This window comes from Enterococcus sp. 3H8_DIV0648 (genome assembly GCF_002140655.1).
Classification (GTDB): domain Bacteria; phylum Bacillota; class Bacilli; order Lactobacillales; family Enterococcaceae; genus Enterococcus_A; species Enterococcus_A hulanensis.
This window is the reverse complement of sequence record NZ_NGLG01000001.1, coordinates 679,214-702,743: the sequence shown is the minus strand read 5'-3', so window position 1 is coordinate 702,743 and position 23,530 is coordinate 679,214. Positions and strand designations below refer to the sequence as shown.

The following is a 23,530-nucleotide window of genomic DNA, read 5'->3' as shown; positions in this document are numbered from 1 at the left end:
CAGAATTAATAAAGTAAGGGCTTTTATTTGAAATTTTATTGCAAAGCTAAATTCTTTTTTACGCTCACTAATCAGTATGAAATATGTAGGAGGATTATAATGGACATTATCGAAAAAATGCGTTGCCAAGAAAAATTCACTACCTCTGAGCTTGAAATCATAAAACTGCTGTTAAACGATCCAAATATTTTGTTGTCTAGTCCAACAGCAGCACAGCTTGGTGTGGCTGCCTATACATCTGCTTCTACTGTGGTACGTTTGTGCCAAAAGCTGGATTGTAAAAATTTTGCAGAGTTCAAGACCCAGTTTATTTCAGATTATCAACAAAGAGAACAAACAAATCTTTACGTAGATGCCGATCTGCCTTTTACCGCAGCAGATTCTCCTGAAACCGTCTTAGATCAGCTGACCGCTTTAGAAGAAATTGCCATTCGCTTAACTCGCTCAATAATTAGTCCAAAAGATTACCAAGCCGCGGCGAAGATATTAAACGAAGCTGCTTGCATTGATGTATACGGTGAAGGCGGAAATGTCAACTTACTCCATGATTTTGCTTATAAAATGGGAAGAATACATCATCAAGTCCATATCCATCAAGACAACCAGCAGCAGATGCTCTCTGCTTCCATCAAGCATACGGATCATTGTGCCATTGTTATTTCCTATTCAGGTGAGACGCCTTCAATTTTACGATACGCAAAGCTTTTGAAAAGTAATAATGTTCCTACTCTGTCTATTACCAGTCAAGGAACGAACAGCCTAGCATCAATTACGGATATTAATCTGAACATGGCTACACTAGAAAGCAAACCCTGCGCCAATGTAAAACTTGGCACATTTACTTCAAGCATCTCCATAATCACGATCATGAACTACCTTTATGCGGGAGTCTTTCAGCTGGATTATGAGACGCATTACGAACATTTAAATGAAGACCTGCTTATCTTCTTGAAAGATCGCTAGTCTTTCACATTAAGCTCCTTTTCAGAAAAGTTCTGATGAGGAGTTTTTTATTTTGAAATCAAATACTGTGAACACTCTATTTCCGAATTTATAAAATAAAAAAACGAGCCGCCCGTAAAAGGCAGCTCGTTAAAGTCTGTTTGAACAGAATTTTGATTACTCCGCAGCGTTTTGATCTTTGAGACCGTATTTTTTGTTGAAACGATCGACACGTCCATCTGCTTGAGTGAATTTTTGACGTCCTGTGTAGAATGGATGAGAGTCAGAAGTAACTTCGACACGGATTACTGGGTAAGTATTTCCGTCTTCCCATTCAACTGTTTCTTGTGAAGATTTAGTAGAACCTGACAAGAATTTGAAACCTGTAGTTGAGTCCATAAATACAACTGGATGATATTCTGGATGAATTCCTTGTTTCATAGTTTTTTTCGCTCCTTTGCCCTGAATCATTTGCTGGTTCAGAGTTATTTATTTACAACATGAATATACTATCACGAATGATTCGACAATGCAATTATCTTTTTAGATTTCTGCGAGGTGTTTTTCCACCGAAAGAAACATCTTTGAAGGCCTTGAAAACTCCCTCGTTATTCTTCGTCTTTTTCAAGAAGTTTATAAATTGTGAGGTATATTCCAACGAATCCCCTGTCATATTGTTACGCAGCTTAAAGATTTCTTCTAAACGATCTGGACTCATCAATAAGTCTTCTTTACGAGTACCAGATTTTTTAATATCGATTGCTGGGAAGACCCGACGCTCGGATAATTCACGAGACAATTGTAATTCCAAGTTCCCTGTTCCCTTGAACTCCTCATAAATTACATCATCCATCCGACTGCCAGTATCAACAAGAGCCGTTGCTAAAATCGTCAAACTCCCACCTTCTTCAATATTCCGTGCAGCACCAAAGAATTTCTTCGGTTTGTATAACGCCGCCGGATCAATACCACCGCTTAATGTCCGACCGCTTGGAGGAACAACTAAATTATAGGCACGTGCCAAACGCGTGATACTATCCATCAAAATTACAACATCTCGTTTATCTTCTACCAAGCGCATGGCCCGTTCTAAGACCAATTCAGACACACGAGTATGATTCTGCGGCTGCTGATCAAACGTTGAATACACCACATCTCCTTGAACACTGCGCTCTAAGTCAGTTACTTCCTCTGGACGTTCATCGACTAACAGCACGATCAACTCAACATCAGGATAATTATCAGTAATCCCATTGGCAACTTCTTTAAGGATAGTTGTTTTTCCTGCTTTTGGCGGTGCAACGATCAAGCCCCGCTGACCAAACCCAACTGGTGAAAAGATATCGATCATTCGAGTAGACAAACGACCGGGGGTTGTTTCTAGCACTAATTGTTTATCCGGATAAAGTGCCGTCAAAGCTGGAAAATGCGGACGTTCTTTGGCTTCTTCTGGATCTTTGCCATTGACGCTTTCTACATGCATCAATCCATAATAACGCTCTGATTCTTTTGGTGGACGAGCCTTTCCGGCCACCTTGTCACCATTTCTTAAACCAAAACGACGAATCTGTGAAGAAGAAATATAAATATCCTCCGCACTTGATCCATAGTTAATTGGACGCAAAAAGCCGTAGCCATCTTGCCCAACAATATCCAAGACGCCTTCCATATAGAAGAAGCCCTGCTTTTCTGCCTGCGCACGAATCACCGCTAACGATAATTCCTTCTTATTCATCTGGCTATAATAAGGAATTTTAAAATCTTTTGCATAAGTATAAATTTCTTTCAGCGTCTTGTTTTCAAGTTCCGCCATTGTTAAATAATCGCTCATTATTCCGCCTCTTCCTCGTCGATCATTTCGATAGTAGCACCAAGAGCCGTCAGTTTCTCAATAATATGATCGTACCCGCGTAAAATGTATTCCACGTTAAAAATCGTTGTTTTTCCTTCAGCCATCAAGCCAGCGATAACTAAACAAGCCCCGGCACGCAAGTCGGAAGCAACTACTTCGGCACCGTGTAACTTGCTTGGTCCGTTTAGTACGATTAAATTACCTTCTACCCGAGCATTCGCTCCCATACGTACCAGCTCAGGAATATGATTGATACGTTTTGAATAGATCGTATCAATAATTTCTGCTGATCCTTGGGCTTTTAACAATAATGGTGTCAAAGGTTGCTGTAAATCAGTCGCAAATCCAGGATACGGTGAAGTCGTTATATCAGCGGTCTTCAAATTTTTTGAAGGTAAGACCTCGATGCTGTCTTCTGAGATATTCATTTCCACACCGATTTCCTCCAGCTTCGCAATAAAGCTTTCGATATGCTCATAGATCACGTTATGGACTGTTACTCCTTCACCCATTGCCGCAGCCAAAGCCAAATAAGTTCCCGCTTCGATCCGGTCAGGGATGATGGAATGGACACAGCCATGTAATTCTTCAACACCTTCAATCCGAATTTCATCAGTACCCGCGCCACGAATTTTAGCGCCCATATTATTCAATAAAGTTGCTACATCAATAATTTCCGGTTCTCTTGCGGCATTTTCAATGATCGTTTTGCCTTTAGCCTTAACTGCTGCCAACATCACGTTGATAGTCGCGCCAATAGAAACCACATCCATAAAAATGCGGTCACCCTTCAAACCTTGTTCTTCTGTACGTAAATAAATCACACCATGCTCATTTGAAACGTCCGCACCTAGGCTTTCAAACCCTTTGATATGCAAATCAATTGGACGAGGTCCTAAGAAGCATCCACCAGGCAAACCAACTACTGCTTCGCCAAATTTGCCTACTAACGCACCCATAAAATAGTAAGAAGCACGTAATGAATTAATTTTTCCGCTCGGCATCGGGATCGATACGACATTCGTGGGATCAATTACCATTCGATTATCTTCAAACGAAACCTTCGCACCCATAATCTCTAAAATCTCGATTAACGAGTGAACATCTTGAATATCTGGAACACCTTCTAAAGTTACTGGCGAATCCGCCATGATTGCTGCTGGGATCAATGCGACCGCGCTGTTTTTCGCGCCGCTGATTGTAATATTACCTGATAATGGCTTTCCGCCATGGATTTCAATTTTTCTCATTTATTTTCACCTAATTAATTATTTTGAAGTTTATAGACCATTATCCATTCTAGCATATTATTGCTCGTATAAAAAGGAACCATTCTCAAAACTCAGGAGAAAATAAGCAGGTTTTTCGTATTAGAAAACCTTTTGATTATTAGACGGCTAATTTTCGAGTTGAATTCATATACTCGACCAAATTTATTGGAATTTTTGAAATATTCTATTGGTTGAATTGATTATTTTATAAGTTGACTGCAAGCCCCAACTCTTTAAGATTGATTTAAGCATAAAAAAAATCTCGAAGCATATGCTCCGAGACTAGAAAAAGCAAATTAAGCTTTGTTTGCTGAACCGAACCAGTCGATATGTTCTTCAGCATCTTTAACGATTGCAGCAACACCTGGTGCTAACAATTTACGAGGGTCAAAGCCTTTTCCTTCTTTATCTTTGCCAGCTTCGATATATTCACGAGTTGCTTTAGCAAATGATAATTGGAATTCAGTGTTAACGTTGACTTTAGAAACACCCATTGAGATAGCTTTTTGGATTTGTTCTTGAGGAATACCTGATCCACCGTGTAATACTAAAGGAACATCAGAACCTACAGCATCAGCGATAGCTTGTAAGTGGTCAAATGCTAAACCTTTCCAGTTTTCAGGGTATACGCCGTGAATGTTACCGATACCGCATGCTAAGTAGTCGATACCTGTAGCAACCATTTGTACACATTCGTCGATGTCAGCTAATTCACCAGCACCGATGATTCCGTCTTCTTCACCACCGATTGAACCAACTTCACACTCAACAGAGATACCTTTAGCGTGAGCTTTTTCAACAACGTCTTTAGCCAATTTCAAGTTTTCTTCAAATGGAAGATGAGAACCATCAAACATGATTGAAGTATAGCCAACTTCGATACATTCTAAAGCAGCTTCGTAGTCACCATGGTCTAAGTGGATAGCAACTGGTACAGTGATACCCATTGAGTCAACTAAGTTACATACGATATCTTTAGCAACTTTGTATCCGCCCATGTATTTTGCTGCGCCCATTGAAGTTTGGATAAGAACTGGTGCTTTTTTAGCTTCTGCAGCTTTTAGAATAGCTTGAGTCCATTCTAAGTTGTTTGTGTTGAATCCACCAACTGCATATCCGCCTTTACGTGCAGCTTTTAAGAATTCTGCTCCTGATACTACTGGCATAAAAAATTCCTCCTAAGGTTTTTTACTATTTGGTTAAGCCATGCTTAACTAACGTGTTAATTCTATCAAAGTTTCGGCATCTTTGCTACTCCCAACCTTCCGATAAAACCTTTACATTTCAACTTTTTTGCTTTTTTTGTAAAAAAAACTGAAAGGCATAGACGCCTTTCAGTCAAATTTACTATTTTGCTTCTTTGCTTTCTAATGAAGCTCCCACGAATGCTTTGATCAATGGTTGCGGACGGTTTGGACGAGAAATTAATTCTGGGTGGAATTGGCAGCCCACAAAGAATTTATTTTCAGGAATTTCAACAATTTCTACCAAGCGATTGTCTGGAGAAACACCTGAGAAGACCAATCCTTTCTCTTCAAATAATTGACGATATTGATTGTTAAATTCATAGCGATGACGATGACGCTCTTGGATCACCTCTTCGTTGTTGTAAGCATTTGCTGTTTTACTACCTTTTTTCAACTTGCATGGATACAAACCAAGACGCAAAGTACCGCCTAAGTTCTCAATGTTTTCTTGATCGGCCATCAAGTCGATGATGTTATTTTCTGTATCTGGAACTGTTTCCGCTGAGTTAGCATCTTCAAGACCAGCTACATTACGAGCAAATTCCACACAGGCCATTTGCATCCCTAGGCAAATTCCTAGGAACGGCACATCATTTTCACGAGCAAATCGGATTGCTTCGATTTTTCCTTCGATTCCGCGATCTCCGAAACCGCCAGGTACTAAAATACCGTCTGCGTCACCTAATAATTCTTTGACGTTTTCACGCGTAACTTCTTGTGATTGAATCCATTCGATCTCGATATCTGAGTCAAAAGCAAAACCAGAATGTTTCAAGGCTTCTACTACAGAGATATAGGCATCAGGCAATTCCACGTATTTCCCTACTAATGCAATCTTGACCTTCTTCTTAAGGCTCAAGACTTTTTCTTCAAGTTGACGCCACTCAGTCATGTCCGCTACAGGTACATCTAATTTCAAATGATCACAAACAATTTGGTCCATCCCTTGCGCCTGCAATGCTAATGGAATTGAATAAAGAGTTTCAACATCGCGAGATTCAATAACTGCTTCCGGAGCAACATCACAGAATTGGGCCAATTTATTTTTTGTTCCTTGAGAAACTGGCTGTTCGGTACGAACAACTAAAATATTTGGCTGGATACCTAAGCCGCGTAATTCCTTCACACTATGCTGCGTTGGTTTAGTTTTCATTTCACCAGCAGCTTTCAAGTAAGGAATCAATGTTGTATGGATATACATCACATTATCCGCTCCAACTTCTGCTTTCATTTGACGTAAAGCTTCAAGGAATGGTAATGATTCGATGTCTCCTACTGTACCGCCAACCTCTGTAATGATAACATCTGAGTCTGTCATCTTCGCTGCACGCATGATTTTTGATTTGATCTCATTTGTGATGTGTGGAATGACTTGGACAGTTGCACCTAAGTATTCGCCTTTACGTTCCTTACGAATAACCTCTGAATAGATTTTTCCTGTCGTTACGTTGGAGTATTGATTCAAGTTAATGTCGATAAAACGTTCATAGTGACCCAAGTCCAAGTCCGTTTCAGCACCATCATCGGTTACAAAAACTTCTCCATGTTGGTAAGGACTCATCGTACCTGGATCGACATTGATGTACGGATCGAATTTTTGGATGGTAACTTTCAATCCCCGATTTTTAAGCAAACGACCTAATGATGCTGCCACGATCCCTTTGCCAATTGATGAAACTACGCCGCCAGTTACAAAAATATACTTTGTCATAAATGAAAAAACTCCTTCATACTAATTTGCAGGAAACGTCTAGAAAAAACAAATACAGCTCCCTATCCAATTTGAATAGGGAGCTGTGAATTCACTAAACACTTGACCCTTACTAAAAGGGTGCCCAAGCAGTATAATACCGACACTTTGGAAAATTGTCAACAGTAATGATTAGTTGCTTAAATTTCTTTAATCAAATAACCGACCAAAAAAGCTTTTCTTTTTCTTTTGTTCGGTGGTCTCTTCCGTTGCATTTGACGGATATTTTTCTTCGATATCGATGATTTCTTCATTCACTGCATGATCTGTCACTAATAATACGCCGATGCTGTCCTCTGACTCGACCGTCGCATCATTTACGATGGTAAAATCCATTGCATTTTTTGAAGCTAATGCGATAAACTCTTTTTGCAGTTTTTCATTTACCTCGCCATTGATTAATAGTTTGCCCTCAGGATGCTTTTTGATTTCTTCAATCAAATTTTCACGGTCCTTTTTGCAATCCATCTCCCGCACTGTCATACTTACAAAGCAGCGTTCTCGAAAAGTTCCTAAATATTTCCGCTGTTCGTCCGGATTGATCCGCGGTGAACCATACCGTCCCTTATCTAAATGTTGCTGCAATTCGTCCTTTGCCATCTCATTCACTTCCTTATATGTAGGTTTCTTCTGGAACTAGTATATCAAAAGAAAGAAAAAAATGCTGATTCTCTGCAAAAAAGCCTAGAGAAAGCGATTGTTTCAGAAAAATCATAAGAAAACCATTGTACTTTTATTCCTTCTATTTTATAGTAAAAGATGGTGTTAATTATTATTAAAAGCCCGTTTATATGCGGGCTTTTGTCGTATTCTCAAAAAAAGGAGTGTTTTGTGATCAAGCGTTATAAGAATTTGTTACAACAGGAGTTCAAACACTGTCTCTTATACACATCTAGATGTGTATAAGAGACAGCAAAAAAAGGAGTGTTTTGTGATCAAGCGTTATAAGAATTTGTTACAACAGGAGTTCAAACATTACTCTAAAGAAAAACTTCAAAAGGATTTATTAGCTGGATTGACTGTCGCTGCCGTGGCATTGCCGTTGGCCTTAGCATTTGGTGTCTCTAGCGGAGCCGATGCGGCAGCCGGTATGATCACAGCAATCATCGCAGGTCTTGTCATCGGGAGTCTTTCAGGCGGTTTCTATCAGATTTCCGGTCCGACTGGGGCAATGGCAGCCATTCTAACAGGTATTATTGCAACACAAGGTTTAGCAGGCGTGTTAGTCGCCACGTTCATCGCAGGTATCATTTTATTGATTGCAGGGCTATTCAAGCTGGGAAGTCTTACGTCATTCATTCCCTCGCCTGTTATTACCGGGTTTACCTCCGGCATTGCCATCATCATTGCTTTAGGTCAAATCGATAACTTTTTCGGTACAACCTCTGTTGGTGATAATGCCCTAGCAAAATTGATCAGTTATGGTTCCGGCTTCACACCAGATTTTCCAACACTTTTATTAGGTATAGTCGTTTTATTGTTACTGATTTTTTATCCAAAAAAATGGAATCAGGTATTACCCGCTTCATTAGTTGCAATTATTCTAGCTACCTTTGCTACTATTATATTCAAACTGCCAGTTGCAAAGGTTGGTGCGATTCCGACTTCATTATTAACCAGCGAACGTCTTCACTTGGCAACTCTTAATCTTCCGTTAATTAAGCAATTATTTTTACCGGCTATCAGTATTGCCATGTTGGGTATGATAGAAAGCTTACTCTGTGGTGCTTCTGCTGGACGTATGACTGGAAAAGATCTTGACAGCAACCAAGAATTGATTGCTCAAGGGATCGGCAATATGATTTTGCCATTTTTTGGCGGCATTCCAGCGACTGCTGCGATCGCAAGAACGAGCGTAGCGATAAAATCAGGAGCTCAAACACGATTAGCCGGAATTTTTCATGCTCTCTTTCTGTTTTTATCAATGATTCTTTTTGCACCGATCATGTCTCAAATTCCAATGACTGCCCTTGCCAGTGTTCTGCTTGTCACAAGTTGGCGGATGCATGAATGGACAACTATAAAAACAATGATTCAGCAAAAAAATCGAACGGCAATACTTCTATTTCTCGTTACTATGCTAAGTACAATCATTTTCGACCTCAGCATCGCAATCGTGATTGGCGTCATTTTTGGCTGTATTTTCTTTATCGCAAAAAGCGCGAAAATTTCAATCATTACCGAAGAAATTGATTGGCAGAGAATGGAACTGCCGCATTCTGATGCTGGTTCTGATTGGGCGGTCATCTACATCACCGGCCCATTATTCTTCATGTCTGCTAATCAGTTGAAAAAAGAATTAGATCAAGCTGTCGACAAAGAAGGGATCATCTTTTCTCTTCGCGGAGTTCCCAGTATTGATTTAACCGCACGAGATACCTTTGCTGATTATTTTTCAGTTGCGTCATTAAACAAGCAAAAATTGATTTTTACTTCGATGCAACCTGAAGTTGAAAAACAGTTTCAACAATTATGGAATAAGCAAGACCATTGCCCGATTCAGCATCCAACTGTTGCACATGCACTCCACGCCTTGCATCAAGATGATTAGTCTGTTCTTTTTCTTAAAAAAGCTGTGAGAAAATTCTCACAGCTTTTTTAGTATTATTGTTCCTCAAGTTGTCTACGTCTTATTTCCTCTGTTTGCTTGTTTAAATCATTCTCTGCTTGTGCTAGTTCCTCATAGGTTAGGATGCCATCATTATTCAGATCCGCTTGAGACGTTTCCTCACTAACTACTCTCTCTCCATTTGGCAGGACACGCAAGACCGTGACCGCTTCACCATTTGGAGTAACTAAAACCTGTCCGACCTGATCGTCCTTCTTTGGCTGTTCAGCAATTGTCGATGGTGTGGTTTGTGCCTGAGTAGTTTCGGTAGAGGGTTGTGTTTCTGCTACAGCAACTGCTGAAGAACTTTCTTTAGAACGCTGATAGCTTACTGACGGCTCAATTTGAATCTTTTTCTCAGTCTCTTCATTCTTAATTTTAGCAGTCAATGTCAATTCTTTTGTTATTGGTTCGGATAATTGATACTCTATACGAAACAAGCCATGTTCATCTGCGGTTTCATTTTGATTTTCAATAGAAATGATCGCATCCGGTTCTGTTGTTCCAGTAATGATTGCTTTGCCTAACTCATCTGTTTCAAACGTTTTGAAGCAGATAATCTCAAGTTTCTTTTTCTCTTCTGAGGAAGACTGTGAGATAGTCGCTTCCCTTTTTTGTTCCTTATTGGTGTTACAACCAGCCAACATAAATACACTTGCAGATACAACTGCCATTCCAACAATCTTTTTCATAAATCCCTCCAAAATATAACGTGAAAATAGACTCCCAATCCTCTTTACGACTGATAACTATTCCTTACTTCTATTATAAACACATAACAGGACACATCGTCTAGCTCCCAAAGCAACTTATTTTACTATGCTAGAACTGAAAAATTAACAATAGTGGCTAACCTAGCAAGACTAAATCAGTTCTTTTCCTTTCCATAAAAAAATACCCCTAACTAGGATAAGGAAAATCCTTAAATCCTAGTTAGAGGTAACACATTAAAATAGTAGACAATTAAGTCTATCTCTATTATTTACCGATGAATGGGTTGTTTTTTAAGTTGTAGAAAGATTTGATTCCTTTGTATTCTGCAACATCACCCAATTGGTCTTCGATACGTAATAATTGATTGTATTTAGCAATACGGTCAGTACGTGAAAGAGAACCAGTTTTGATTTGGCCAGCGTTTGTTGCAACAGCGATATCAGAGATTGTTGAATCTTCTGTTTCACCAGAACGGTGAGATACAACTGCAGTGTAGCCAGCTTCTTTAGCCATTTCGATAGCGTTGAATGTTTCTGTTAAAGTACCGATTTGGTTAACTTTGATAAGGATTGAGTTAGCAACACCTAGATCAATAGCTTTAGCTAATTTTTCAGTGTTTGTAACGAACAAGTCATCACCAACTAATTGAACTTTGTCGCCTAAAGCTTCAGTTAATTTCTTAGTACCTTCCCAGTCGTTTTCGTCTAAGCCGTCTTCGATTGAGATAATTGGGTATTTCGCGCATAATTCTTCGTAGAATGCGATCATTTCTTCAGTAGTTTTTTCGCCTTCGCCTGAATCAGCTAAAACGTAAACACCTTTTTCTTTGTCGTAGAATTCTGAAGAAGCAGCATCCATAGCAAGAACGATGTCTTTACCAGGTACATAGCCAGCTTTTTCGATAGCTTCGATGATTACTTCGAAACCTTCTTCGTTAGAACCAAGGTTAGGAGCAAATCCGCCTTCGTCACCAACTGAAGTAGCTAAACCTTTAGCTTTTAAGATTGAAGCTAAAGCGTGGAATACTTCTGCACCATAACGTAAAGCTTCTTTGAATGTAGGAGCGCCAACAGGCATGATCATAAATTCTTGGAAGTCGATAGAGTTATCAGCATGTGATCCACCGTTGATGATATTCATCATAGGAGTAGGCAAAACTTTCGTATTGAATCCGCCAAGGTAGTTGTACAATGGGATTTCTAAGAAGTCAGCAGCTGCACGAGCAACAGCAATAGAAACACCAAGAATAGCATTCGCACCTAATTTACCTTTGTTAGGAGTGCCATCTAGTTCGATCATAGCAGCATCAATTGCAGCTTGGTCGCGAACGTCGTAGCCAATGATTGCTTCAGCGATAATGTTGTTCACATTATCAACTGCTTTAGTAACACCTTTACCGCCGTAACGAGCTTTGTCGCCATCACGTAATTCAACGGCTTCGTATTCACCTGTTGAAGCACCTGAAGGAACCATACCGCGGCCGAATGCGCCGTCTTCTGTATAAACTTCTACTTCGATTGTTGGGTTACCACGTGAGTCTAGGACTTCGCGTGCGTAAACGTCTGAGATAATTGACATGTTTTGTCTCTCCTTTAAAATTTGTTTTTTTGTAAATAAAGGTTAAAAACCCTTATAACCCATATTAGTGAAAATTGCGGGCAGTTGCAAACAAAAGCTGCAATTTCTGTAAAAAAATTATTTTGCGCCTTCTAATAAAGCTAAGAATGAATCAGCTTTTAAGCTGGCTCCGCCGACTAAAGCTCCATCAACGTTTTCTTTCGCCATGTATTCAGCAATGTTTTCTGGTTTAACAGAACCGCCATATTGGATACGAACAGCTTCAGAAACTTCTTTACCGTAGATATCTTCAACTGTTGAGCGAACAACACCACAGATTTCATCAGCAATTTGTGCATCAGCAGATTTACCAGTACCGATTGCCCAGATTGGTTCATAAGCAATAACCATGCTTGAAACTTGTTCAGCAGAAAGATCAGCTAAACCAGCTTTGATTTGGCCTTCGATCCATTCAGCTGTTTTGCCAGCTTCATAAGTTTCTAAAGACTCTCCACAGCAAAGAATTGGTAACATACCGTTAGCAAAGATTGCTTTCGCTTTTTTGTTGATTTCTTCGTCTGTTTCATGGAAGTATTCACGACGTTCTGAATGGCCGATGATAACATACTCTACACCAAGATCAGCTAAAGCAGCAGGTGAAGTTTCACCAGTGAATGCTCCAGCATTTTCCCAATAGCAGTTTTGAGCAGAGATTTTTAAGTCAGTGCCTTTTGCTGCTTCGACTAATTCTTGTAAGAATAAAGCAGGTGATCCAATAACAGAATCTACTTTATCATTAGCAGGAATGTTGTTTTTTACCGCCTCTGCAAAATCTTTTGCTTCTGAAGCAGTTAAATTCATTTTCCAGTTACCAGCAATGATTGGTTTACGCATTTAAAAAACTCCTTTTTTGTTTAACTTTTCAAGATAGCTCTTCTAACTATTTATCGTTGATTGCTGCAAGACCAGGTAATTCTTTACCTTCTAGTAATTCAAGACTTGCACCGCCACCAGTTGAGATGTGAGTGAATTTATCAGCAAAGCCAAGTTGTTCAGCTGCTGCTGCAGAATCCCCACCACCAATGATTGTCGTAGCATCTTTTAAGTTTGCGATTGCTTCACAAACACCGATTGTTCCGCGAGCAAAGTTGCTCATTTCGAACACACCCATAGGTCCGTTCCATACAACTGTTTTTGCGCCTTCTAGTGTTTGTGCGAATAAAGCGATTGATTCAGGTCCAATATCAAGACCCATTTGTCCAGCCGGAACATCACCTGTATGCTCTTCAGTTGGTACGTCATTTGAGAATTCAGCCGCTGTGATTGAATCAACTGGTAAAACTAATTTGTCTCCAGCTGCTTCGATCAATTCTTTTGCCAAATCCACTTTATCAGCTTCTACTAATGAGTTGCCGATTTCCATGCCTTTAGCTTTGTAGAATGTATATGTCATTCCGCCGCCGATCAAGATTTTATCAGCTTTTGGAATCAAGTTTTTGATTACGCCGATTTTATCAGAAACCTTCGCGCCGCCTAAGATTGCAATCATAGGACGTTTAGGTTCTTCAACAGCTTCGCCGATGAATTTGATTTCTTTTTCCATCAAGAATCCAGCAACTGTTGGGATTCCAGTAGAAGCAATACCTACATTAGAAGCGTGAGCACGGTGAGCAGTACCGAATGCGTCATTGACGAATACATCGCCTAATGAAGCCCAGTATTTACCAAGTTCAGCGTCATTTCCGCTTTCTTTTTTACCGTCGATATCTTCAAAACGAGTGTTTTCAAATACAACTACGTCGCCATCTTTCATGTCTGCGATTGCTGCTTCTAATTCAGAACCACGAGTTTCAGGAACGAATGTTACGTCTTTACCTAGTAATTCGCTTAAGCGAACAGCCACAGGTTTTAATGATTTGCCTGCTTTATCGTCTTCTGTTTTCACACGACCTAAGTGAGAGAACAAAATTGCTTTTCCGCCTTGTTCTAAAATGTAGTTGATTGTTGGTAACGCCGCTTTAATACGAGTGTCATCAGTAATCACGCCATCTTTAACAGGAACGTTGAAGTCCACACGAACTAAAACTTTCTTGTCCTTCAAGTCAAGATCTTTAACTGTCATTTTTGCCATGAAAGAAAACCTCCAAATAATTTTTTTAAATCTTTTTTATTATACAACTCTTTTCCAAAAAAGAGCCAATGATAAACTTACGAAAAAAACGGAGAAGCGCGTTGCTTCCCCGCCTTTTTTCAGACATTGTCGTTGTTTAAAATAAATCTTAAAGTTTAGCGAAGTATTCTAAAGTACGAACTAATTGAGCAGTGTATGACATTTCGTTATCATACCAAGCAACAGTTTTAACTAATTGTTGTTCGCCAACTGTCATAACTTTAGTTTGAGTTTCGTCAAATAATGATCCGTAAGTCATACCTACGATATCTGAAGAAACGATTTCGTCAGTGTTGTAACCGAATGATTCGTTAGATGCTGCTTTCATAGCTGCATTTACTTCATCAACAGTAACTTTTTTGTTAAGAACAGTAACTAATTCAGTTAATGAACCAGTTGCAACAGGAACACGTTGAGCAGCTCCGTCTAATTTACCGTTCAAATCAGGAATAACTAAACCGATAGCTTTAGCAGCACCAGTTGAGTTAGGCACGATGTTTGCTGCAGCAGCACGTGCACGACGGAAGTCACCTTTAGGATGAGGTCCATCAAGAGTCATTTGGTCACCAGTGTAAGCGTGGATAGTTGTCATTAATCCTTCAACAACACCAAATTCGTCATTTAAAGTTTTAGCCATAGGAGCTAAACAGTTAGTAGTACATGAAGCACCAGAGATAACTGTTTCGTCACCAGTTAAAGTTTCGTGGTTAGTGTTGTAAACGATTGTTGGAACATCGTTACCACCAGGAGCTGAGATAACAACACGTTTAGCACCAGCTGTTAAATGTTTTTCAGCAGCAGATTTTGAAGTGAAGAATCCAGTACATTCTAATACGATATCTACTCCTAGTTCTCCCCAAGGTAATTCTTCAGGGTTGCGGTTAGCAAGAACTTTAACTTCTTTTCCGTTCACGTTGAATGAACCTTCATGAACTTCAACAGTTCCATTAAAGCGACCTTGAGTTGTATCATATTTTAACAAGTGAGCCAACATTTTAGCGTCTGTTAAGTCATTGATAGCTACAACTTCTAATCCTGCTACATCTTGGATACGGCGGAATGCTAAGCGTCCGATACGTCCAAATCCGTTAATTCCAACTTTTACTGTCATTTAAGATTTCCTCCTTATGGAATCGAAAAATATATTTATTTTAAAGGGGATGTCCCTTTTAAAATCTCATTTGCAGCGGCTTCATCAGTGATGAGCCACGTTTGTTTTGGAGCATTTTTCATATACGCTGTAATGGCTTTGACTTTGCTCTTGCCACCAGCGACTGCTAGAACCGTCGGCATCTTTTGAATATCTTCTAAAGATAATCCGATGCGAGGTACTTTATGGACGATCTCTCCATTTTCGTCAAAAAAGTAACCAAATGATTCTGCAACAGCATTTTTTTGTTTCAGACGAACAATTTCATCTTCCGACATTTTCCGTCTGGCTGCCATATGCACAGCACGACCAATACTATGAACAACACAGTTGGCCTCTTTGATCATCGCCAAGACGCTTCTAATCGAAGGTTCTTTCAGCAGTGTGTGATAAGCTTCTTCACTTAATTGTTCTGGCACGTATAAAGCACGATGCTCTCCATGAGCATTTGCTGCCATCAATGCACTCACTGAGTTGGCTTGGATTGATACAGCCTCTCCGATACCACCTCGAGCTGGAACAAAAAGATTATGGCGTTTTGCTGTTTCTAATGGGCTGACATGTCTGGCAACTTCAGCCATCGTCGTACCACCCATCACTGCAATGATATTTCGGCCATCTGGTAATTGACGTTGCAATGCTTCATCAACTAGCTCGCCAAATTCACCGATTACTTTTTCCTGCTCATCACTGTTTCCAGAAACGATCAAGCAACGCTCGATTTCAAAAAGTGAAGCAAGTTGTTTTTCTAACTGATCCATTCCAGTAAATTGTTCCATCAATAGTTCTAGATGTTGCAGCAAATCCTGTCCTTTTTCAGTTAACAACATACCGCTCTTCGTTGCATCAATCAAACGCTGATCTCTAAGATAATCTGTCTCACTTCGTAAAACCCGTTCGGTAAGACCTAATGAATCAGCTAAGTTTCTTCGACCGATCGGCTGCATCCAAAAAATATTCTGCATAATGCGATATCTTTTTTTCACAACCTCTAACACATCAGGGGCGATTGCTTCAAGTACTCTTAATTCACTTAACAAAGGAATTCCTCCGTTGGACTTAAGTAGTCCCTCATAGACTTTTAGCGACCCATGAATATTAAAAAAAATGCAAGAAAGCCAAATTATTCATTTGAAATTTGCTAATTTCTTACATGACAAAGTGTAACAGTTTTATGCCTTCTACGCAAGGAAAAAGCCAAGTTTTTTTACTTGGCTCAATCAAAACGTTTTCTTTTCGAAGAGCTGGGTATATTTAGTGCATCTCGATACTTTGCGACTGTTCGCCGGGATATTTTTTGCTCCTTTTCTGCAAGTAATTCGACAATTTTTTGATCCGATAAAGGTTTATGTTTGTCCTCTTGCTCGACAAGTGAAGCAATCAATTGTTTGACTTCATCAGCAGACGTATCTTCATCATTAACTTTGTTTACGAAAAAGTTTCGTAATTCAAAAACACCAAAATCCGTTTCGATATATTTACCATTTACTGCACGGCTGATCGTTGACTCGTGAACCTCTAATTGTTTCGCAACATCCTTGAGCATCAACGGTTTTAAAGCACCTTGTTTATCTTCAAAAAAGTGCGCTTGATGTTGAACAATGATTTTTCCAACTTCCAGAATCGTATCTTTACGTTGACCAAGTGTTTTATTCAGCCACTCAAATTGCTGAAGTTTTTCTTTTAAGTAAATTTTGGTTTCTTCGTCAGCCTGTTGTTTCAAACGCTTGAAATAATTTTCTTGAAAGTTCAAGCGTAATTGACCTCGCTTGTTCGATAAAACAACTAACTGACCTTCTCTTCTAACTAATGTTAAATCAGGAATAATAAAGTTTGAATCTTGACCACCAAAACTTGCTCCTGGAAATGGATTCAAACTTCGAATATAGTCAAGTATTTGCTGAACCTGCGCCAAGCTGATTTGGTAGTCTTTTGCGATTTGCTCAAACTTTCTCTTGGCAATCGCATCAAAGGATTCTTCTATTAAAAGGTACGCCAACTCTGGTGCATAATCATCCTGCTCAGTCTGAAGCATCAAACACTCCTGCAGATTTCTAGCTCCTACACCAGGCGGATCAAGCTGCTGCAATAGTGTCAAAGCATCGAGATATTGAATATCCGTTGCATTTAACTCTTCTTTTATTTCTTCTTCTTCCACTCTTAAGTAACCATTCACATCAATATACTCAACTAAAACCAGCATAATCTCTCGGATAAAAGTTTCTCGATAGTTTAAATGTATCTGATTGATCAAATGTTCAAATAAGGAGACTGGGTGATCGGCGATTTGGATAAACGACTCTTCTTTAACCGCTCCACTGTGCATCTGCATCAGATCACTTTGGATTTTTGGTGGGACCACTTCAAACAGCGGATTCTCTAGAGAAACCGTTTCAACGTAATCCTGCAGCTCCTCAGTATTAAATTGTAGGATTTGAATGGCTTGCTGCAATTCCTGTGTCATCGCCAATTTTTGAGTTTGCTGCTGCTTTTGCGAATAACCTTGTTGAAACTTCATATACTTTCCCCTTGTTTTTTTAAAATTATATGCTAAACTAATAATCGTGCTTGCGCCCTTAGTGTAGTGGATATCACGTAAGATTCCGGTTCTTGAGACGGGGGTTCGATTCCCTCAGGGCGCATACTTTCGACGCTTCTCTTTATTGAGGAGTGTCTTTTTTCGATTCAATTAGAATATCTCCATAAAAACTATTATACTTTTTTAGCTGGTACTTATCAATTTTGTTTCAGCCCTACTCTCCGAAGACTAAAATAAGAACCTCTCTAAATAGGTATTTTCCTACTTAGAGAGGTTCTTTATTTATTCCTTGATCAATAGTGCTTTGCTTTTTGGATATGTTGGGAATTGATTCATCAGAATCTCCCAGTCTTGCTTCGGTACTGAAAATTGATACTTATTGACCAGTTGATCAGAAAATACTCGCAAGGTGTGCAAGGTGATCCACTCTCCCGCACAGCGATGCATCGCTTCAAATTTTCCGCCGCCTTGTGCGATCATTTCATATTCCTCATCATAAGAAATATGCTTTTCCTTGCCAAGGTAACGTGAAATTCGGAATACTTCTGGTGTTTCTATCGTCCGTTTATCATGATTTGTTCCATAAAGATCTAGTACTACCCAGCTATCTTTAGGTATCAAATAGCCGTCAATTTCCACATCTTGCTTTGCAAAAGCTGGAAGCATCGGGAAAAATGGGTAATAGCGGCGCATTTCTTGAATAAATGAATCCTGCAATTTATCAAACTCCGCATGAAGCCGTTGATAGATATCTGGTCTGCTGAACAACGCATGGCCCATTAGAGCGATCCAGACAGTCAAAGCAACAGTTGGTCGAATCACATTCAATAATTCAACAGCGGCCACGTCAATCGGCAATAGCTCACCATTATCATCAGTTGCGTTGGCAAAAGCGTAGAGCGCGATGTTCTCTTTTCCAGCGATCGGATTTGTCCGCGCATGTTCAATCAATGATTGTGCCCATTTTTCTGATTTTTTGCGATTTTCAATTCCTTTAACATGAGTCGCTGGATTAGTTACAGCCGAACTAATCATCGAAATTTGATATTCAGCCAGCTGATCGATTTCTTCCTTGCTCATTTCGGACAAATCAATACCGGCCCACTCACAAATTGAACGGAACAATACGTCCTTGGAAAGATCAAACAGTTCAAACACGCCATGTTGCTGATCTAGTTTTTGTGCTAAATTTTTATCCAATATCCGATGGTATTCATCCATTCGTTTTGGTGTCATTAAATTCATAAAAGTAGTTTTTCTATGCTCATGCGCCTTGCCATCCAGAGTTTGAACACCCTCTTCCCCAAACAAGGTCTTTAAGACAACCTTTGGCATTGCACCTTCACGTTTAAAGTTTCGGGGATCATAGAATTTTTTTGCTGCTTCTTTACCGTAAACAGCAATCACTTCCTTGTTTAATAAGCGTGCTTTAACAACTGGCGCGTCAGCTTCTTTACGTAATTCCGACAGCAGCAGATAGCCTTCGTCTAAGCGTTCTGTTACATCGGTTAATTTGATTTTGATTTCTGGTACTTTTTCCATCCTGTTCACCTTCCTGTTTTTCTTTCTAAATTCATACTATCGTGTTTCTTAGAAAAGAATCAAAGGAAGCGCTTGTGAAATATAAACAGAAAAAGGACAAAAAGAAAAGAATAGATCACATTGATCTATTCTTCCTCTTCGTCATCATCGTCAAACTCTTCGTCGTCATCATCGATCACACTTAGGTCATCTTCGATTCCGCCTGGGACAACTTCTTCATCGTCCTCACTGGCATCTGCTCCGATTTCTTGCAAATCAGAATTGTATGCTGCGATTTCGTCATCGTCATCATCATCGTCGTCGTCGATTTCATCTTCATCATCGTCAACTAATAGATCCGCATCTTCGGGATCGTCATCATTATAGTCAATTGCATCTTCATCATCATTAATGAAAGCATTGACCTTTTTACGTTTTTTACGACGTGGTTTGTCTTCTTCATCATCTTCTAAGCCATGGTTTACTTCTTCATCGATTGAATCGATCGCGTACCATGAACGTAATCCCCAGCGATTATCGCCTAGAGAAATAAAACTTCCATCAATATTCAAATCGGTATAAAATTGTGCTAATGCATCACGAATCTCACTGTCTGATTTGCCAAGATAGTTTTGGATTTGATTGACTAGATCAGAAAAATCCATTACATCTGCGCGTTCTTCCAGAATTGCGTGTGCCACTTCAATCATTGATAATTCATCTTTGTTCAAACCATCAAAAACACTAAGTTCCAAGTATGACACGTCCTTTCAAAGTCTACTCCTTATCATACAAAATCAAAGGATAAAAAGCAAACCTTTCTTATGTTTAAGTAGTAAATTCTAGCACTAAATGATAGTCGCCGACTTTTTCTTCTTTCATATAAAGTTCGTAATCGATCGTAATGTTACCAGAAAACGGACGATCTTTTAGACTCACGTGTAAATTTTTTGCATAAGTCGAAATCATAAAAATTCCAAATGGGGTCTTATAACTGGTTTCCATTTTTTCACGATACGCAAAACGCATGCGCATCCGCGCTTCGCCGGAACGAATCAATTGTACTTGCGAGTCCGGTGTCACCTTCACTGTAACTGGAACTTCTTGACCATCAGGTTGAATCTCTTTGTAACGAATGTACAGGGTGTCTCCCATCTTGACGACTTGTCCTGGGAGATCGAATACGAAGTCTTCAGTCTCATTATTTTGAGTGACCTTCGTTTGAACGTTTATTTTTGCGGGAATGCCTTCTTTTATATTCACAGAGCTTCCACTCCTTCCATTATTTATTTTTGTCGGTTTTGGCTTTTTTGTCAACTACTTCTGCTTTTTTGAGCGCCTTAATTACTTGCTTTCCCTTTTTTTGTTTATAATAGGAAGAAAGCATGAGGAACGAGAGGAAGATTAGATGAAAGAAGCGTTGCTTTTCGATCAAGGTATGCTCCCAAAAAGTGATTTATTCAACCCCTTCGCGTTAACGGATGTGTTGACAGAATTCAGCGGAGAGCAGAACCAGCCAGTTATTCATTTCTGGCAGCTGCCTAAGACATTGATTTTAGGAATGAAGGATAGTCGCGTCACTTATTTTGCCGATGCATTAAAAACTGTTCAAAAAGAGAACTATCACCTTCTTTTACGCAATGCTGGCGGATTAGGCGTAATCAGTGATTCTGGGGTCTTAAATGTTTCTTTGATTCTTCCAAAAGACACGATTTCTACCTTATCGATTGATGACGGGTATGAAGCAATGGTAGATTGGCTGAGGAAAACAAGCTTTGGAAACTTTGGTTTAGACGTTGGCGAGGTTGCTGATTCTTATTGTCCAGGCAAGTATGACGTTTCGATTAATGGAAAGAAAATCGCCGGTATCGCCCAGCGACGTGTTAAAGATGGCGTAGCAATCATGATGTATCTCAGTGTTAATGGTGATCAGAATTTCCGAGGTGAACTCGTGCGAGCTTACTATCAAAATGGGCTAAAGGAACAATTTGGTATCAATTATCCACCAGTCAATCCGGCTAGTATGACAACCTTAAATGATGTAACCTCATTTGATGTATCCATTGATTCTGTGAAAAAGGAACTGCTACAAGCGATGTCTCATAATGACCAGACAGATTTTCTATCAACTTTTTATCAATTAGAAGAATATCAACGACGCATTGAAAATATGCAGCAACGCAACTTGATTATTCAGGAGGTACTCAATGACATATAAATATCAAATGCTCCCACTGGAAAAAGTTTTTCGCGATCCCGTCCACAACTATATCCATGTCCAGCATCAGGTGATTTTAGATTTGATCAATTCAAAGGAAGTTCAACGATTGCGGCGAATCAAACAATTAGGTACAACTTCCTATACTTTTCACGGCGCTGAGCATAGCCGTTTTTCTCATTCTCTAGGTGTTTATGATATTACTCGCCGGATCTGTGATATTTTTCAACGAAATTATTCGCAAGAAAAATATGGAAAAGATGGCTGGAATGATTCTCATCGCTTAGTCGCATTGTGTGCTGCATTACTCCATGATGTTGGTCATGGTCCGTATTCTCATACATTTGAACATATCTTCCATACTGATCATGAGGCGCTGACTGTAGCAATTATCACTTCGCCAGAAACAGAAGTCTTTCAAATTTTGAATAACGTTGAAGAAGGCTTTCCAGAAAAGGTTGCCAGTGTAATCACGAAAACCTACGCGAATCCGCAAGTTGTTCAAATGATTTCCAGTCAAATCGACGCAGATCGAATGGACTATTTATTACGAGATGCCTACTATACTGGAACCGAATACGGCACCTTTGATTTAACAAGAATTTTGCGTGTAATTCGTCCGTATGAGGGTGGGATCGCTTTTTCCATGAACGGAATGCATGCGGTAGAAGACTATATCGTCAGTCGTTATCAAATGTATGTCCAAGTTTATTTCCATCCGGTTTCTCGAGCAATGGAAGTGTTGTTAGAGCACTTACTAGATCGTGCACATGAACTGTATCAAGAAGATGCAGAGATTTTCACATTCCATTCCCAATTTTTAATTCCCTTTTTGAGACAGGATTTTTCATTAGAGGATTATCTAAAACTTGATGACGGCGTGCTAAATACCTACTTTGCCCAATGGATCGAAGAACAAGATTTGATTTTAAGTGATTTAGCTTATCGCTTCTTAAATCGTAAACCTTTGAAATCAATTACAGTCGATTCAAGCGAAAATCCGCTGCTGATCGAATTGAAAACATTAGTTGAAAAAGCTGGGTTCAATCCCCACTATTATACAGCAATCAACTCAAGCTATGATCTGCCTTACGACCTTTATCATCCTGAAAAAGGCAGCCATCGAACTCAAATTGAATTGATGCAAAAGGATGGGACATTGATCGAACTATCAAAAGCCAGTCAACTAGTTTCAGCACTGACTGGCCAAGGTCAAGGAGATATTCGTTTCTATTATCCAAAAGAAATGACACAACAGGACAGTAAGAATTCCGATTTGTTTGATGACTATTATCAAGCATTTGCCAAGCATATTCGAAATGGCGCATTAGTAGATTAAAAAAGCTAAGTTATCCCCTTTGATGTTTATTAAAAAGAAGTAGAACAGGATTTATGCTCATCTCCTGTTCTACTTCTTTTTTCTATATGTTTAGGTCAATAAATGTGATGCCTCAAAGACTTTTTTTCTTTAACCATTCTTCTACGGCCCATTTATGACTGCCGCGTTTCAATAGTTCGATCGCCTTTTGCGGCAACTCCCAACTACTGTTGTTTCCTTCTTCCAGCGGTTCAGAGACTTTTTCCCAGCTTTTCGTAGTATAAAAATAGCCCGGATTATAAAAAAAGGTCCCTCGATGACGTGAATAGAAGTATTCATCCGCCTGTCCTAAATAGTTGGATAAAATGACTTCAACGCCTAGCTCTTCAAGCATCTCTCGCTCGATAGCCTCTTCTTTCGTCTCGTTCCCCTCAATTTCTCCTCCAGGTAAAAAGTATGCGCCATTAGGAGCTTGTACAAGTGCAATTTTTTCTTCATCATCCATTAAAATTGCGTAAGCTGCGTAACGGGCTTGATATTTTTTTTCGGCTTCTTTTACGCCAAATACTGGGATCATTGGTGTCCTCCTGCAAAATGTATTTACTAGTTAGTTTACATTAAAAAAAACTCATAAACAACCGCTGAGCATAATTGCTGGCTCTTATACACATCT

21 protein-coding genes and 1 tRNA gene are annotated in these 23,530 nt (G+C 39.5%); 5 read left to right on the top strand and 17 right to left on the bottom strand.

Annotated features, from left to right (window positions below):
- Nucleotides 1-99: 99 nt before the first annotated feature.
- Nucleotides 100-963 (top strand): MurR/RpiR family transcriptional regulator, encoded by an 864-nt coding sequence (locus tag A5875_RS03230; protein WP_088932268.1) that lies wholly within the window; start codon nt 100-102, stop codon nt 961-963.
- Between the two features lie 156 nt (nt 964-1,119).
- Here the strand turns inward: A5875_RS03230 and A5875_RS03225 are convergent, their stop codons facing one another.
- The 6 genes from A5875_RS03225 to A5875_RS03200 form a co-directional block, all read right to left on the bottom strand.
- Nucleotides 1,120-1,383, bottom strand: a complete 264-nt coding sequence (locus tag A5875_RS03225; RefSeq protein ID WP_088932267.1) for a type B 50S ribosomal protein L31 — start codon at nt 1,381-1,383, stop codon at nt 1,120-1,122.
- Nucleotides 1,384-1,477: 94 nt separating this feature from the next.
- The gene (gene rho, locus A5875_RS03220) at nt 1,478-2,773 is read right to left on the bottom strand and encodes a transcription termination factor Rho (RefSeq protein ID WP_088932266.1); all 1,296 of its coding nucleotides are present in this window, start codon (nt 2,771-2,773) and stop codon (nt 1,478-1,480) included.
- Nucleotides 2,773-4,044 (bottom strand): UDP-N-acetylglucosamine 1-carboxyvinyltransferase, encoded by a 1,272-nt coding sequence (locus A5875_RS03215; protein ID WP_088932265.1) that lies wholly within the window; start codon nt 4,042-4,044, stop codon nt 2,773-2,775. Before A5875_RS03215 ends, rho begins: the two co-directional genes overlap by 1 nt.
- A gap of 317 nt (nt 4,045-4,361) precedes the next feature.
- A complete protein-coding gene (locus A5875_RS03210; RefSeq protein WP_088932264.1) occupies nt 4,362-5,231 on the bottom strand; it encodes a class II fructose-bisphosphate aldolase in 870 nt (289 codons plus the stop codon).
- A 181-nt stretch (nt 5,232-5,412) separates the two neighbouring features.
- The gene (locus A5875_RS03205; protein WP_088932263.1) at nt 5,413-7,023 is read right to left on the bottom strand and encodes a CTP synthase; all 1,611 of its coding nucleotides are present in this window, start codon (nt 7,021-7,023) and stop codon (nt 5,413-5,415) included.
- 189 nt (nt 7,024-7,212) lie between these two features.
- Nucleotides 7,213-7,662: a YueI family protein gene (locus A5875_RS03200; protein ID WP_088932262.1), complete on the bottom strand. Its 450-nt coding sequence runs from the start codon at nt 7,660-7,662 to the stop codon at nt 7,213-7,215.
- Between the two features lie 331 nt (nt 7,663-7,993).
- Between A5875_RS03200 and A5875_RS03195 the strand changes: the two genes are divergently transcribed.
- Nucleotides 7,994-9,613, top strand: coding sequence for a SulP family inorganic anion transporter (locus tag A5875_RS03195; protein WP_088932261.1), 1,620 nt, complete (start codon nt 7,994-7,996; stop codon nt 9,611-9,613).
- Between the two features lie 53 nt (nt 9,614-9,666).
- Here A5875_RS03195 and A5875_RS03190 read toward each other — a convergent pair whose 3' ends face one another.
- From A5875_RS03190 to rpoN, 7 genes are all read right to left on the bottom strand, one after another.
- On the bottom strand, nt 9,667-10,362 hold the full coding sequence (locus tag A5875_RS03190; RefSeq protein WP_088932260.1) for a hypothetical protein: 696 nt from the start codon (nt 10,360-10,362) through the stop codon (nt 9,667-9,669).
- A gap of 286 nt (nt 10,363-10,648) precedes the next feature.
- Nucleotides 10,649-11,962, bottom strand: a complete 1,314-nt coding sequence (eno, locus tag A5875_RS03185; protein ID WP_088932259.1) for a phosphopyruvate hydratase — start codon at nt 11,960-11,962, stop codon at nt 10,649-10,651.
- Nucleotides 11,963-12,079: 117 nt separating this feature from the next.
- Entirely contained in the window at nt 12,080-12,835 is a 756-nt protein-coding gene (tpiA, locus tag A5875_RS03180; RefSeq protein ID WP_088932258.1) for a triose-phosphate isomerase, read from the bottom strand.
- Nucleotides 12,836-12,881: 46 nt separating this feature from the next.
- On the bottom strand, nt 12,882-14,072 hold the full coding sequence (locus tag A5875_RS03175; protein WP_088932257.1) for a phosphoglycerate kinase: 1,191 nt from the start codon (nt 14,070-14,072) through the stop codon (nt 12,882-12,884).
- Between the two features lie 148 nt (nt 14,073-14,220).
- Nucleotides 14,221-15,222, bottom strand: a complete 1,002-nt coding sequence (gap, locus tag A5875_RS03170; protein WP_088932256.1) for a type I glyceraldehyde-3-phosphate dehydrogenase — start codon at nt 15,220-15,222, stop codon at nt 14,221-14,223.
- Between the two features lie 35 nt (nt 15,223-15,257).
- Nucleotides 15,258-16,301 (bottom strand): sugar-binding transcriptional regulator, encoded by a 1,044-nt coding sequence (locus A5875_RS03165; protein ID WP_088932255.1) that lies wholly within the window; start codon nt 16,299-16,301, stop codon nt 15,258-15,260.
- A 176-nt stretch (nt 16,302-16,477) separates the two neighbouring features.
- On the bottom strand, nt 16,478-17,779 hold the full coding sequence (rpoN, locus tag A5875_RS03160; protein WP_088932254.1) for an RNA polymerase factor sigma-54: 1,302 nt from the start codon (nt 17,777-17,779) through the stop codon (nt 16,478-16,480).
- Between the two features lie 52 nt (nt 17,780-17,831).
- Here rpoN and A5875_RS03155 point away from each other — a divergent pair.
- Nucleotides 17,832-17,903 (top strand) — tRNA-Arg (locus A5875_RS03155).
- A gap of 179 nt (nt 17,904-18,082) precedes the next feature.
- Here the strand turns inward: A5875_RS03155 and A5875_RS03150 are convergent.
- From A5875_RS03150 to A5875_RS03140, 3 genes are all read right to left on the bottom strand, one after another.
- Entirely contained in the window at nt 18,083-19,342 is a 1,260-nt protein-coding gene (locus A5875_RS03150; protein ID WP_088932253.1) for a cytochrome P450, read from the bottom strand.
- Between the two features lie 125 nt (nt 19,343-19,467).
- Nucleotides 19,468-20,076 (bottom strand): DNA-directed RNA polymerase subunit delta, encoded by a 609-nt coding sequence (gene rpoE, locus A5875_RS03145; protein ID WP_088932252.1) that lies wholly within the window; start codon nt 20,074-20,076, stop codon nt 19,468-19,470.
- A 73-nt stretch (nt 20,077-20,149) separates the two neighbouring features.
- Nucleotides 20,150-20,584 (bottom strand): DUF1934 domain-containing protein, encoded by a 435-nt coding sequence (locus A5875_RS03140; protein ID WP_088932251.1) that lies wholly within the window; start codon nt 20,582-20,584, stop codon nt 20,150-20,152.
- A gap of 145 nt (nt 20,585-20,729) precedes the next feature.
- On the opposite strand from A5875_RS03140, the gene A5875_RS03135 reads away from it, so the two are divergent.
- Both A5875_RS03135 and A5875_RS03130 read left to right on the top strand, forming a co-directional pair.
- Nucleotides 20,730-21,539: a lipoate--protein ligase family protein gene (locus tag A5875_RS03135; RefSeq protein WP_088932250.1), complete on the top strand. Its 810-nt coding sequence runs from the start codon at nt 20,730-20,732 to the stop codon at nt 21,537-21,539.
- Entirely contained in the window at nt 21,529-22,878 is a 1,350-nt protein-coding gene (locus A5875_RS03130; protein WP_088932249.1) for an HD domain-containing protein, read from the top strand. The genes A5875_RS03135 and A5875_RS03130 overlap by 11 nt, the downstream gene beginning before the upstream one ends.
- A gap of 112 nt (nt 22,879-22,990) precedes the next feature.
- Here the strand turns inward: A5875_RS03130 and A5875_RS03125 are convergent, their stop codons facing one another.
- The gene (locus A5875_RS03125) at nt 22,991-23,434 is read right to left on the bottom strand and encodes an NUDIX hydrolase (RefSeq protein ID WP_088932248.1); all 444 of its coding nucleotides are present in this window, start codon (nt 23,432-23,434) and stop codon (nt 22,991-22,993) included.
- Nucleotides 23,435-23,530: the final 96 nt, after the last annotated feature.